At 72.8% G+C, this 12,073-nt stretch carries 11 protein-coding genes; 7 read left to right on the plus strand and 4 right to left on the minus strand.

What is annotated here, in order from left to right; genetic code table 11:
* Positions 1 to 83: 83 nt before the first annotated feature.
* A complete protein-coding gene (locus KUM40_RS40380) occupies positions 84 to 1,907 on the plus strand; it encodes a hypothetical protein (protein WP_217171373.1) in 1,824 nt (607 codons plus the stop codon).
* A gap of 36 nt (positions 1,908 to 1,943) precedes the next feature.
* On the opposite strand, the gene KUM40_RS40385 is transcribed toward KUM40_RS40380, so the two are convergent.
* Complete coding sequence (locus KUM40_RS40385; RefSeq protein WP_217171374.1) at positions 1,944 to 3,278, minus strand: ABC transporter substrate-binding protein; 1,335 nt, start codon at positions 3,276 to 3,278, stop codon at positions 1,944 to 1,946.
* A gap of 116 nt (positions 3,279 to 3,394) precedes the next feature.
* Between KUM40_RS40385 and KUM40_RS40390 the strand changes: the two genes are divergently transcribed.
* On the plus strand, positions 3,395 to 3,895 hold the full coding sequence (locus tag KUM40_RS40390; protein ID WP_217171375.1) for a hypothetical protein: 501 nt from the start codon (positions 3,395 to 3,397) through the stop codon (positions 3,893 to 3,895).
* 47 nt (positions 3,896 to 3,942) lie between these two features.
* The gene (gene purU, locus KUM40_RS40395; RefSeq protein ID WP_217171376.1) at positions 3,943 to 4,848 is read left to right on the plus strand and encodes a formyltetrahydrofolate deformylase; all 906 of its coding nucleotides are present in this window, start codon (positions 3,943 to 3,945) and stop codon (positions 4,846 to 4,848) included.
* Positions 4,849 to 4,989: 141 nt separating this feature from the next.
* On the opposite strand, the gene KUM40_RS40400 is transcribed toward purU, so the two are convergent.
* Together KUM40_RS40400 and KUM40_RS40405 are read right to left on the minus strand one after the other, a co-directional pair.
* A complete protein-coding gene (locus KUM40_RS40400; RefSeq protein WP_217171377.1) occupies positions 4,990 to 6,270 on the minus strand; it encodes a zf-HC2 domain-containing protein in 1,281 nt (426 codons plus the stop codon).
* A complete protein-coding gene (locus tag KUM40_RS40405; protein WP_217171378.1) occupies positions 6,267 to 6,860 on the minus strand; it encodes a sigma-70 family RNA polymerase sigma factor in 594 nt (197 codons plus the stop codon). Before KUM40_RS40405 ends, KUM40_RS40400 begins: the two co-directional genes overlap by 4 nt.
* A gap of 372 nt (positions 6,861 to 7,232) precedes the next feature.
* Between KUM40_RS40405 and KUM40_RS40410 the strand changes: the two genes are divergently transcribed.
* From KUM40_RS40410 to KUM40_RS40420, 3 genes are all read left to right on the plus strand, one after another.
* The gene (locus tag KUM40_RS40410) at positions 7,233 to 7,613 is read left to right on the plus strand and encodes an STAS domain-containing protein (RefSeq protein WP_217171440.1); all 381 of its coding nucleotides are present in this window, start codon (positions 7,233 to 7,235) and stop codon (positions 7,611 to 7,613) included.
* A gap of 129 nt (positions 7,614 to 7,742) precedes the next feature.
* Entirely contained in the window at positions 7,743 to 8,255 is a 513-nt protein-coding gene (calD, locus tag KUM40_RS40415) for a calcium binding protein CalD (RefSeq protein WP_217171379.1), read from the plus strand.
* A 504-nt stretch (positions 8,256 to 8,759) separates the two neighbouring features.
* Positions 8,760 to 9,242, plus strand: a complete 483-nt coding sequence (locus tag KUM40_RS40420; RefSeq protein ID WP_217171441.1) for an ATP-binding protein — start codon at positions 8,760 to 8,762, stop codon at positions 9,240 to 9,242.
* Between the two features lie 408 nt (positions 9,243 to 9,650).
* On the opposite strand, the gene KUM40_RS40425 is transcribed toward KUM40_RS40420, so the two are convergent.
* Positions 9,651 to 10,664 (minus strand): GlxA family transcriptional regulator, encoded by a 1,014-nt coding sequence (locus KUM40_RS40425; protein WP_217171380.1) that lies wholly within the window; start codon positions 10,662 to 10,664, stop codon positions 9,651 to 9,653.
* Positions 10,665 to 10,735: 71 nt separating this feature from the next.
* Here KUM40_RS40425 and KUM40_RS40430 point away from each other — a divergent pair, with 71 nt between their 5' ends.
* Positions 10,736 to 12,061: an MFS transporter gene (locus KUM40_RS40430; RefSeq protein WP_217171381.1), complete on the plus strand. Its 1,326-nt coding sequence runs from the start codon at positions 10,736 to 10,738 to the stop codon at positions 12,059 to 12,061.
* Positions 12,062 to 12,073: the final 12 nt, after the last annotated feature.

The raw sequence follows: 12,073 nt of genomic DNA on the forward strand, positions 1-12,073 counted from the left end.
CCCCATGCGGCGTGGCAGTGGGCTCGGGGGACCCGGTAGCGTGAGCCGACGATTCCGAAGGTCCCCCATTCGTAGGAGTCCCGGTGACGCAGAGTGGACAGGGCGAGGAGCCCTCGGCGCGGCAAGCGCACGAAGGCATCGTGCTGCCCTCGGACGGTGGCGAGCCTTTGCTGCCCGGCCTGGCCGGCACTCCCGTCGGCCCCCAGACCGGTGGCCCCGTGCCCGCCTCGGCACCGCCAGGCGGCCAGGCCTGGGACCGGCCCTGGGGCCCCGAGCAGCAGCAGAGCCCGACCCCCGGCCAGGGCTGGCCCGCCCCGCCCGACGCCCAGCCGTGGGGGGCTCCGGAGACCGCCCAGCCGTCCACCCCGCCGCCCGCGTCGCACGCCTGGCCGCCCGCGCAGGGTGACCCGGCGCCGGGCCCCGCCGCCCTGCCGCCCCAGGCCGGCCCCGGCCCGCTGCCGCCCGAGGGCGCGCAGGCCCCGTCGTACGGTGCACCCGCCGGCGGCCAGTCCTACGGCGGCGGGTCCTACGGCAACCAGTCCCACGGCGACCAGTCCTACGGCGACCAGTCCTACGGCGGCGGGTCCTATGGCGCCCAGCCGCCGTACGGGCAGCAGCCACAACAGCCACAGCCACAGCCACAGCCACAGCCACAGCAGCCGCACCAGCAGCCACAGCAGTTCCAGCAGCAGGGCCGGGCGGCCGCGCCGCTGCCGCCGGCCGACGAGGGCGCCACCCAGTTCCTGCCGCCGGTCGGGGTGCCCGCGGACGAGGGCGCGACCCAGTACATACCGCCCGTGGGCCCCGGGGCGCTGCCGCCGGAGAGCCCCGCGCAGCCGCCCGCCGAGTCGACGCAGTTCCTCGGCCAGGCGCCGCGGTACCCCGCGCAGCCCGCGGCCGGGCACCAGCCCGCCCCCGCCGCACCCGCACCCGTGCACAACCCCGACGCCGAGGCCACGCAGTTCATCGCGCCCGTGCCCGGCGGCCCCGGCCCCGTCGGCGCCCCGTACGGTGCCGCTCCCGGTGGTGACGAGGGGCGTCAGCCGCCCGCCGAGTTCGACAACCTCTTCCGCGGCGCGCCCGGCGCCGACAGTCCGGCCTCGGCCACCCAGCAGATGCCCCGCTTCGACGCGTCACAGCCGCAGTACCCCGCCGACCAGCCCATGTACGCCCCGCAGGGCCCGGGCGACGGTGGCGGTGGCGGTGGCGGTGGCGGTGGCGGCAGACGGCGCGGGAACGACGGCGGTGGCCGGGGCGGCCGCGGCGGTGGTACCGGCTCGCGCCTGCCGCTCATCGCGGCCGTGGGCGTGGGCATCGCCGTCGTCGGGGTCGGCGCCGGCGCGATGATGGCCGGCGGGGGAGACGACGAGGACAAGGGCGACAACCAGACGGTGTCCGCCACGGCCCCCGCCTCCGAGTCCGCCTCCGCCTCGGCCTCGGCGTCCGTCGATCCGGTCCGGCAGCAGGCCGTCGAGCTGGACAAGCTGCTCGCCGAGAGCGGCACCGGCCGGACCACGGTGATCAACGCCGTCGGCCACGTGAAGACCTGCGACAAGCTGCCCCAGGCGGCCAAGGACCTGCGCGAGGCCGCCAAGCAGCGCAGCGGGCTGGTCGACAGCCTCTCCAAGCTGTCCGTGGACAAGCTGCCCCAGCACACCGAGCTGACCACCGCCCTCACCAAGGCGTGGCAGGCCTCGGCGTCGGCCGACAACCACTACGCGGCCTGGGCCGACCAGGCGGCCGGCAAGAAGGGCTGCAAGAAGGGCAAGGCCCGCACCACCGGCCAGACGCAGGCCGGTAACCGGGCGAGCGGCACGGCCAGCAAGGAGAAGGCCAAGGCCGCGAAATACTGGAACGTCATCGCCAAGCAGTACGGCCTGACCGAACGGCAGCCGACCCAGTTGTGACCGCCCCGGGCGGGTGGTCCGTTGGAGGAGGTCCGCTCAGGCGACGTCCGCGTTCTGCAGGGTGCGGGTGGTGTCCACGGCGCCTTCGCGGGCCGAGACCAGGCGGCCCTGCCGGACGACCTGGAGGGTGACGTCGGCGTTGACCAGGCGCGGGAAGCCCACCGAGGCCAGCTTGTCGGCGAACGTCCACTGAAGGGTCGGCGTGAGCCCGCCCGTGCCGATCTTCAGCCCGTCGTCGAGGGCCCGCCTGACGGTGCCGGCGCTCACCTCGCCGTCGCCGAGCGACTCGACGACCGCCTTGAGGACGGTGTACGCGATCCAGGTCGTCTGCACCCCGGCGTCCGCCGCGTCGACGTTGTTGTCGCCGAACGCCTGCTCCTTGATCAACTGCTTCATCCCGGCCCAGGCCGGGTCGTCGGCCGACGGGTACCAGCCGGTGACGTACGCCCCCTCGTAGGGGCCGGACGCCCCGCCGCTCGCGTTGATCGTCGTCTGGTCGACGCTGCCGAGCACGGTCGCGGTCCGTACGCCGGGATGGTCCTCGCGGGCCCGCCGGAAGGAGTCCATGAAGGTGCCGGTGCGGTCCCCGAGGACGGGCACCACGCACCCCGGCCTGTCCGGGTCGGCGCTCGTCCGCGCCAGCGCCTGCTCGGACTGGCCGTCGTACTCGGTGGCGTCCTCCGCCGCCCGCTGGTCGTGGGCCCGCTCGTGCCCGCCCGAGGTCAGCCCCGAGTCCAGCAGCACCGGCAACTGGTCTCCCGCGATCGTGTCGGGGCGGACCAGCGTGACCGGACCGCAGGATTCCGCGAGCGTGCTGCCGAGGCCCGCGAGGAGCGCGGGCTGGCCCCCGTTGACCGGGTAGGACAGCGGGCTGGTGAACTCCGTGTTGGTGATGCCGTAGCCGCCGATGTACGGGATGCCGGCGCCCTCCAGCACGGGGAAGAAGGAGGCGGCGTACTGGCTGTAGGAGCCGACCACGGCGACCGCGTCCTCCTTGACGGCACGGCGGGCGCACTTCGCGGCGGCCACGCTGTCGTTGTGGTCGTTGCAGGTCAGGACGTTGAGCTCGCGACCGCCGAGGCCGCCCTTGGCGTTGATCCAGCGGGCGTAGGCCTGGGCGAGGGCGGGCATGCCGGGTTTGTTGGTCGCGCCGGTGTCCTGCGGCGCCCAGGTCATGACGGTGATCGGATCGTCCCCGGAGCCCCCCGTGGCACCGGGGACGACCCCGCAGCCGGCGGCGAACGACGCGCACGCCACCAGCGCGCCCGCGGACAGGACGCCGGTGCGGGTGGCCCCGGTGGCCCGAGTGGCCCGGGAACGGCCGCGGAGGCCGCCTGGGAGAGCGCTGCGGATGGGTCGCCTGCCGGTCATGTACCCGCACGATTCCGTCACGCGGCCAACCTGGGAGTGACCCGCGGTCAACACGCGGTGACGCGGAGGTGAATTGCGGGGGCCGTCGGGGCGCGGGAGAGAGGAACGTAGGATCGATGACCGTGCAAGGTTCGGAGAACTCTTCCCGTCGCGGCCGTCGCTCCTCCACCATGGGCGGCATGCCACTCAACGACATGCCGTGGTGGCGCTGGCGCAGCCAGGTGCGCTCCGCGCTGCACATGCTCTCCGCCCCCGCCTTCCAGCGGGACGTCTGGCTGGCCGGTGTGGACGGCTACGGGGACGTCACCGACGCCGTGTACCGCCTGGTGGAGGACACCTGGCTGGATCACTGGTCCGCCGAGAAGTACGTGGGCACGGTCTTCCGCGACTCGCAGGAGGCGGCGCTCGTCGACACCGCGGTGCTGCGGGTCCTGCGGATCATGCACCAGGTGGGGCCGGACGCCCCGGTGACCGCGTATCTGGAGCACGCGGACTGGCCGGAGGCGGTGCGGGCGGCGCGCGACGCGCACGTACGGCTGGCCACCAGTGACGACGAGGACCCGGAGGCGGAGCCGCGCACGCTGGAGGTCCTGCAGATCCTTTCCCGGTCCGCCTGACGGGACGGCACTCGGGGCGGGGGGCCGGATATGGGACCCTGTGCTGCATGAACGAGCAGTCCTCCGCCGCCGTCCCCTCGGCCGGTGCCCCGGCCGACGTCCCGGCCGACCAGTACGTCCTCACCCTGTCCTGCCCCGACAAGCAGGGCATCGTGCACGCCGTCTCGAGCTACCTCTTCATGACCGGCTGCAACATCGAGGACAGCCAGCAGTTCGGCGACCACGACACGGGACTGTTCTTCATGCGGGTCCACTTCTCGGCCCACTCGCCGGTGACGTTGGACAAGCTGCGCGCCAGTTTCACCGCGATCGGTGACGCCTTCCACATGGACTGGCAGGTCAACCGGGCCGACGAGAAGACCCGCATCGTGCTCCTGGTCAGCAAGTTCGGGCACTGCCTGAACGACCTGCTCTTCCGGGCCCGGATCGGCGCGCTGCCCGTGGAGATCGCGGCCGTGGTGTCCAACCACACGGACTTCGCGGAGCTGGTGGGGTCGTACAACATCCCCTTCCACCACATCCCCGTGACGAGGGACACCAAGGCGGAGGCGGAGGCGCGGCTCCTGGAGATCGTGCGCGAGGAGAACGTCGAACTCGTCGTGCTGGCCCGCTACATGCAGGTCCTCTCGGACGACCTGTGCAAGCGGCTCAGCGGCCGGATCATCAACATCCACCACTCCTTCCTGCCGAGCTTCAAGGGCGCGAAGCCGTACCACCAGGCGCATGCGCGGGGCGTGAAGCTGATCGGCGCGACCGCGCACTACGTGACGGCCGACCTCGACGAGGGGCCGATCATCGAGCAGGAGGTCGAGCGGGTCGGCCACGACGTCACGCCGGACCAGTTGGTCGCGATCGGCCGGGACGTGGAGTGCCAGGCGCTGGCGCGGGCCGTGAAGTGGCATGCGGAGCGGAGGATTCTGCTGAACGGCCGCCGGACGGTGGTGTTCGCCTAGCGGGAGGGAGCTTCTGCCTCGTCGGCGGGTGCGGGTGCTCGGTGGTTGCTCGCGCAGTTCCCCGCGCCCCTGAAGGGGCGCGGGGAACTGCGCGACAAGCCACGACGCACCCGCACCCGCCGACGAAACAGCCACCGCCCCCTACATCCGGCTCAAGCTCGCCGCAGCGAACAGCACGTCCCGGATCGCCTCCCGGTCTCCGACCTGCCCCGCCGCCGCCTCCGCCGGAGGCACGTGTCCCGCCGCCAGTCGGCAGAACTCCACGCCGTCCAGGGCGACATGGGCCACCTCGTAGTCGGCGGAGCCCACCGCGCCGGGGGAGTCGAGCGGGATGAGCCACTCGCCGCCGCCCGAGCCCTCGATCTCCAGCCGCAGGCTGCGCCCCGGCTCACCCGCCGCGACCAGGTGCGGACCCTCGCCCGGCGCGGCCAGACCGGCCCGGCGGCGGGCCGCCAGGACGCCCGGCAGCATCCGGGCCGCCAGGTCGATCATGCTGTTGAGATGGCGCGCGGAGGGCGGCCTGTACGGGTAGTCCACCGCTTCGGCGATGTCCTCCGCGTGCACCCAGCACTCGAACGCCCGGTCCAGCATCGCGTCGCGCAGCGGCAGCTCGAAGTCGCCGTACGAGACCGGCAGCCCGCCCGCGTCGCCGGTGAACGACACCGTCCTGACGATGCCGTGACTCTGCTCGCGCCAGGGCGCCCGCACCGCACGGGTCGGCGGGTAGTGCGAGGCCCGCCAGTACGCCTCCGTCCGGACGGCCGGCGTGCGGGAGGGCGCGGTGATGTCGCCCAGCGGGTCGGCGAGGCCCAGGGCGACCGAGACCGTCCCGTCGACCGTCAGCAGGTGCGCGATGACCCCGGCGACGGTGGTACGGCGGCTCGCGGCGCTGTCGGCCTCGAACCAGCGCAGCCGGACCGGAGCGTGCCACTCGGCGTCCCCGATGTCCTGGAGCAGCGCGTCGAGGCGTGCGGTCTCGGCGTCGTACGGGGTGGCCCACTCGGGCACCGGGATACAGGGCGGGCGCCGCTCCAGGCAGTTGTCCAGGACGCGGGTGCGCAGGGCGGGGTCCAGGTCGAGGCTCTCCGGGCGCTGGAGCAGCCCGACGGCCTCGCGCAGGCGCAGCGCCTCGTCGGCGCAGGCGTCGCACTGCCCGAGGTGCTCCTCGACGGCCGCCGCCTCCTGCGCCGAGCAGGCGGCCAGCGCCCACGCCCCGAGCAGCGAGGTCAGCACCTGATGCTCCAGCGTGACCGCCCCCACCTCCGGCAACGCCCGCCCGCCGTCCTCGACGGACACGCGCGGCATCGGTATACGCGCCCCGGTACCGGTGCCGGGGCTCTCGTCACCGTCTGCCCCGTTCGCGCCGTTCCTGTCGTGCTCGCCGTTCTCGCCGTGCTCGCCGTTCTCGTCGTACGCCTTCATGCCGCACCGCCGTATCCGGGCGGGACCCCGGGGGTGTGCGGGGAGGTGTCGGCGTCGCGGGCCGTGGACAGGAGCTGGAGGCCCAGGCGGAGGCGGCGGCGGGCCTCGTCCTCCGTGACGCCGAGGTCGGCGGCGGTCTGGCGGTAGTCGCGGCGCTGGAAGTAGGCCAGCTCGAGGGCGGCGCGCAGCGGGGCCGGCATGGACTGCACGATGTAGTCGGCACGGGCGGCGACCGAGGCGTGGCGCACCTTGGTCTCCAGCTCCTCCGCGGTGCCCGTGCCGCCACGGACGAGGGCCGCCGTCTCGGTGGCCCGCAGCCGCTGGACGGCGAAACGGTGGGTGAGCGTGGCGATCCAGGTGCGCAGCGGGCCCTGCCGGGGGTCGTAGGAGTCGGGATGCTCCCAGACGTGCGCGAAGACGTCGCGCGTGATGTGGTCGGCGGCCCGCTCGTCGTCGAGCACGCGGTGCGCCAGGCCGTGCACGAGCGAGGCGAACCGGTCGTACAGCTCGCCCAGGGCGGCGGCCTCGCCGCGTGCGAGCCGCTGCTGCATCTTGCGGTCCCAGCGCAGCGGCACGTCCCTCTTCGCCATGCGGTCCCTCCACCCCCTGTTCGTCCTGTTCGTCGCACTGTCCCGCTGTCCAGCCTGCGGCCCTTCTCTCCCCGAATGTAGTCGGCACGTCCGACAGCGCACGCCCCTTTGTTTCAATGCGCGCCCCCGGCCGGTCGGAGGTGGTATGCGCCTCCACTACCCTCTATCGTGCGACCAAATTCGATCGAACAGGATCGAAACCGTCTGAAACAAGCCTCTTCCGACCGAACCCCGTTTTCGGCCCGGAGTTTGCGGGCACGGCCGGTGGGCAGGCGCGCGGCCAGGAAGCGTAAGCATGGCTTCCGTTTTTGGACGAATCCAGCAGTTTCAGAAGATTGCATCAGCTTCCAGACTTTCCGGCGAATGAAGGGCATGGTGGTGACGTTCAATGTGACCGGCGGCGAGCAGGGCCGGTGGGCCGTGCTCCAGGTGTCGGGCGAACTGGACATGGTGACGTCACCGGTGCTGCGGCAGCGCGTGCACGACGAGGTCGCCGAGGGACGCCACAGCCTCGTCCTGGACCTCTCCGACGTCCTGTTCTGCGATTCCAGCGGGGTCGGCGTGCTCATCGCCTCCCGGCGGCTCATCCGCTCCTGCCAGGGCAGGCTGCGCCTGATACTGCCCGCCCAGGGCGCCGTCGACGGCTCCCACGTCAACCGTGTCCTCGGCGCGCTGGGAGTGCGCCGGCTCTTCGACTGCCATCCCGACCTCGCCTCGGCGACCGGCGACGAGCCACGGCCCCTGTCCGCGTAGAGCCCGGCCCCGGCCCCCGTCCGCGTCGGAGGCGGCAAGTCGCGGCAAGTCCCGCCCGCGGCGGCGTCCGGCGACGTACGCTCCGGGCGAGACGCACCCGACACCGACGTGAGGCGGCCGGAGAGAACCATGGTCAACAGCGAGTACGAGCGCAGGATCGCCGCGCGGTTCACCACCTTCGACCAGGACGGCAACGGCCACATCGACCGTTCCGACTTCAGCAGGGCCGCCAAGGCCCTGCTCGCCGAGTTCGGCCTCGCCGCCCGCTCCGACAAGGGGCAGGCCCTGTACGGCGGCGCGGAGGCGCTCTGGCAGGGCCTGGCGGGCATCGCCGACCGGGACGGCGACCAGCGCATCACCCGCGAGGAGTTCGTCACCGGAGCGGTCAAGCGGCTGCGGGACAAGCCGGACCGGTTCGCCGAGATCGCCCGCCCCTTCCTGCACGCCGCCCTGGGCGTCGCCGACACCGACGGTGACGGGGCGGCCACCGTCGCGGACACCGCACGCGCGCTCACCGCGTTCGGCGTGCCCGAGGACCTCGCCCGGTCCGTCGCCGCCGCGCTCGACACGGACGGCGACGGCAAGGTCGGGGAGGCGGAGATCGTCCCGGCCTTCGCCCGCTACTTCACCGTGCCCGAGTAACCCCCCGAGTTACCACCCGAGTAACCAACAGCGCGGATGTCGCGGATCGTGGCGGAACGGCATCACAGAGCGTTGATACCGGGTTGTGTCCGCCGTGTGACCCGTCACGGCCCGGAGTCGGTGCCACATTCCGGTACCTTGTGTGGGATGCGAGTGCTCCCGAGCGCCAGCCGTGCCGGAGTTGCCCCTGGGGCGGCTCCGCAACCGGCGGTGTGCGCCATGCCCCGCAGGGCGGAAGGGCCGTCGGCCGCCGCCTGTTCGACTCCTCGGAACGCGCGTCGCACAGTATGCCGCACGGGTACTCCTTCGCGCTGGAATATGCCCGAAGCGCTTGTTGGCGTGACTGTACGTCAACCATGCTGTCCCACAAGGGATTCACGTTCCGTGATCCCCGCCCCGGCCGTTGTTCTGGCCATGCTGGAAATGGCTACGATCGTGGCCCTCATGAGGCGTGAGCCTTTGTGTCCGCCGGTTCGGATGGTGTGAGCGGTGCAGGTGCTTCAAGTGCAACTGGAGGTCCGTCCAGACCCCTCGGAAGTGGGACGTGCCCGGCGGTGGGCGCGTTCACGGCTCGCCGGGTCGGGGATACGGGCCGATGAGCCACTCGCCGAGACACTGGTCCTGCTCGTCTCCGAGCTGGTCACCAACGCCGTGGTGCACACCGGGTGTGCGGCCGTGCTGCGGCTGGTGCTGCCGGGCGCGGTGACCGAGGAGACGAAGGAGGCCACCGTCCGCCTCGAGGTGGACGACGCCAGCGACCGTGCCCCCGTGCCCCGTTGTGTGGACGGCGAGGCGACGGGCGGCCGGGGCCTCGCCCTCGTGGACGGCCTCGCCGACCGCTGGGGCTGGAGCCGGGAGGGCACCGGCAAGCGCATCTGGTGCGAACTGGACCGCTGCACCGCCGGACGCGAGGACACCGCCCCGGTCTGCGGGAGCGGCGGTGGCGGCGCGGTGGCGTACGAGGGGTTCGCGTACGAAGTCGTGTAGCCACCGGTGTGGATGTGGGTGCGGGGCGCGTCGGGTGTGCGGGCAGCCGTCTTCTCCCGGGGTGATGCGGGAGTGCGCCGGGGTGTGCTTCCGTGCGCGTCTTCGCGAAACGGGACGCAAGTGACGAAACGCCCGCTCCCGGTTGACGGATCGTGACCGCTTCCTCACGCTTGTAGGCAACGATTCGCCGCGAGGGGACGACGAGGGCTCGGTGACGGGGCCCTCGACGAGCGTGGGTCGTGATTCGGCGGCGGTTCCCTCGGGGGCGACGGGAGCCGGGCGGGAGCGCCGGAGTCGGCCGGCGGCGCGCGGTGCCATGCTCGGGGCGGACAGCGCCGCGCCGTCGGCCGGAGGAGTGCTCGGTGGGAATTCTCGGCGGGAATTCTCGGCAGTCCCCGCGAAGGCTCACTATCCACAGGCTGTGGACAACTCCGCGCGGAAGGTCCGCCGGTACCTCGTCGGTGTGACGCCGAGCGCCACCTGAAGGTGCTGCCGCATCGACTGCGCCGTGCCGAATCCCGCGTCCTGGGCCACCTGGTCGACGGACAGGGCGGTGGACTCCAGCAGGTGCCGGGCCCGTTCGACGCGCTGCCGGGTGAGCCACTGGCCCGGACTGACGCCGACCTCCTCGCGGAAACGGCGGGTGAAGGTGCGTACCGACATCGACTCCTGGGCGGCCATGTCCCGAAGCTGGATCGGCTCGTGGAGACGGCCTAGCGCCCACGCGCGGGCGCGGGTCGTCGAGGACTGCTGCGGATCGGGCACCGGCCGCTCGATGTACTGCGCCTGCCCGCCGTCCCGATGGGGCGGTACGACGGTGCGGCGCGCCACCTCGTTGGCGACGGCGGTGCCGTGGTCCCGGCGCACGACGTGCACGCACAGGTCGATCCCGGCCGCCACCCCGGCCGAGGTGAGCACGTCGCCGTCGTCGACGAACAGCACGTCGGCGTCGACCCGCACCTTCGGGAACAGCCGCTGGAAGTGCTCGGCCGAGGCCCAGTGCGTGGTCGCCGGACGGCCGTCGAGGTACCCGGCGGCGGCCAGGACGAAGCCGCCCGTGCAGATCGCGACGAGCCGGGTGCCGGGCCGGATCAGGGCCAGCGCGGCGGCCAGCTCCTCCGTCAGTACACCCTTCTCGTAGACCGGGCCCAATTCGTAGGAGGCGGGGACAACGACCGTGTCGGCGCCGGCCAGCATCTCGGGGCCGTTCTCGACCATGATCGCGAAGTCGGCGTCGGTGTCGACCGGCCCCGGTGGCCGGACCGAGCAGGTGACGACCTCGTACAGCGGGCGTTTTCGCTCGTCGCGGGCGAGGCCGAAGATGCGCGGCGCGATGCCCAGCTCGAAGGGGAGCAGCCCGTCGAGGGCCAGGACGACGACACGGTGCGGACGGTCCGCGCGGGGCGGGTGTTCGGACGTCATGGCCCGATCCTAGCGAACCCTGTCTTTCGGGCCACTCGATCGGCGGGCTTCTCCTGCGGAAACTCGGTGACGTGACCCAGACAACCGACGCCGCAGCAGCAGCACCCGCACACCGGCCGAAGCCGAAGCCCGCCGGGCCGCGCCGCCGCCCGCGCATCCACCGTGCCTGGTGGGTCGCCGCCGTCACCTTCGTGACGATCATCGGGGCCGCCGCCTTCCGCTCCCTGCCCGGCATCCTCATCGACCCGCTCCATCAGGAGTTCGGCTGGTCGCGCGGCACGATCGGCGCCGCCGTCTCCGTCAACCTTGCGCTCTACGGCCTGACCGCCCCCTTCGCCGCAGCCCTGATGGACCGCTTCGGCATCCGGCGGGTGGTCGCCGTCGCCCTGGTGGTGATCGCCCTCGGCTCCGGCGCCACGGTGTGGATGGAATCCGCCTGGCAGCTCATCCTCTGCTGGGGCCTGCTGGTCGGCCTCGGCTCCGGTTCGATGGCCCTGGCCTTCGCCGCCACCGTCACCAACCGCTGGTTCACCGAGCGGCGCGGCCTGGTCACCGGCGTCCTCACCGCCGCCTCGGCCTCCGGGCAACTGATCTTCCTGCCGCTGCTGTCCTGGATCGTCGAGACGTACGACTGGCGCCCGGCGGCCGTCACCGTCGCGCTCGCCGCCCTCGCCGTCGTCCCCTTCGTCTGGCTGCTGCTGCACGACCACCCGGCCGACGTCGGCCAGAAGCCGTACGGCGCCGAGGAGTTCGTACCCAAGCCCGCCCCCGTACCCGGCGCCGCCCGCCGCGCCCTCACGGTCCTGTCCTCCGCCGTCCGCACCGGCCCGTTCTGGCTCCTCGCCGGCACCTTCGCGATCTGCGGCGCCTCCACCAACGGCCTGATCCAGACCCACTTCGTGCCCGCCGCCCACGACCACGGCATGCCGCTGACGGCCGCCGCCTCGCTGCTCGCCGTCATCGGCGTCTTCGACGTGGTCGGCACGATCGCCTCCGGCTGGTTCACCGACCGCTTCGAACCGCGCCGCCTGCTCGCCGTCTACTACGCCCTGCGCGGCATCTCCCTCCTCTTCCTCCCCATGCTCCTCGCGCCCACCGTCCACCCCCCGATGATCTTCTTCATCGTCTTCTACGGCCTCGACTGGGTCGCCACCGTCCCGCCCACCCTCGCCCTGTGCCGCGAGCACTACGGCGACGACAGCGCCATCGTCTTCGGCTGGGTCCTCGCCTCCCACCAGGTGGGCGCCGCCCTCGTCGCCTTCCTCGGCGGCCTCGCCCGCGACCACTTCGGTTCCTACGACGTGGTCTGGATCGCCTCCGGCGCCCTGTGCGCTGCGGCGGCCCTAATGGCGCTGGTGCTCCGGCGGCGACCGGCTCCGGTGTCCGTCCTGTCATGAGCAAGTCCTAGG

Origin of the sequence: Streptomyces sp. AC512_CC834 (assembly GCF_019049325.1) — a bacterium.
Taxonomy (GTDB): domain Bacteria; phylum Actinomycetota; class Actinomycetes; order Streptomycetales; family Streptomycetaceae; genus Streptomyces.

Coding starts and splice junctions, on each gene's coding strand:
- KUM40_RS40425 (WP_217171380.1), bottom strand. CDS start 10,664: ATGACGTCCGAACACCCGCCCCGCGCGGACCGTCCGCACCGTGTCGTC.
- KUM40_RS40410 (WP_217171440.1), top strand. CDS start 7,233: ATGGTGGTGACGTTCAATGTGACCGGCGGCGAGCAGGGCCGGTGGGCC.
- purU (WP_217171376.1), top strand. CDS start 3,943: ATGAACGAGCAGTCCTCCGCCGCCGTCCCCTCGGCCGGTGCCCCGGCC.
- calD (WP_217171379.1), top strand. CDS start 7,743: ATGGTCAACAGCGAGTACGAGCGCAGGATCGCCGCGCGGTTCACCACC.
- KUM40_RS40405 (WP_217171378.1), bottom strand. CDS start 6,860: ATGGCGAAGAGGGACGTGCCGCTGCGCTGGGACCGCAAGATGCAGCAG.
- KUM40_RS40385 (WP_217171374.1), bottom strand. CDS start 3,278: ATGACCGGCAGGCGACCCATCCGCAGCGCTCTCCCAGGCGGCCTCCGC.
- KUM40_RS40390 (WP_217171375.1), top strand. CDS start 3,395: ATGACCGTGCAAGGTTCGGAGAACTCTTCCCGTCGCGGCCGTCGCTCC.
- KUM40_RS40400 (WP_217171377.1), bottom strand. CDS start 6,270: ATGAAGGCGTACGACGAGAACGGCGAGCACGGCGAGAACGGCGAGCAC.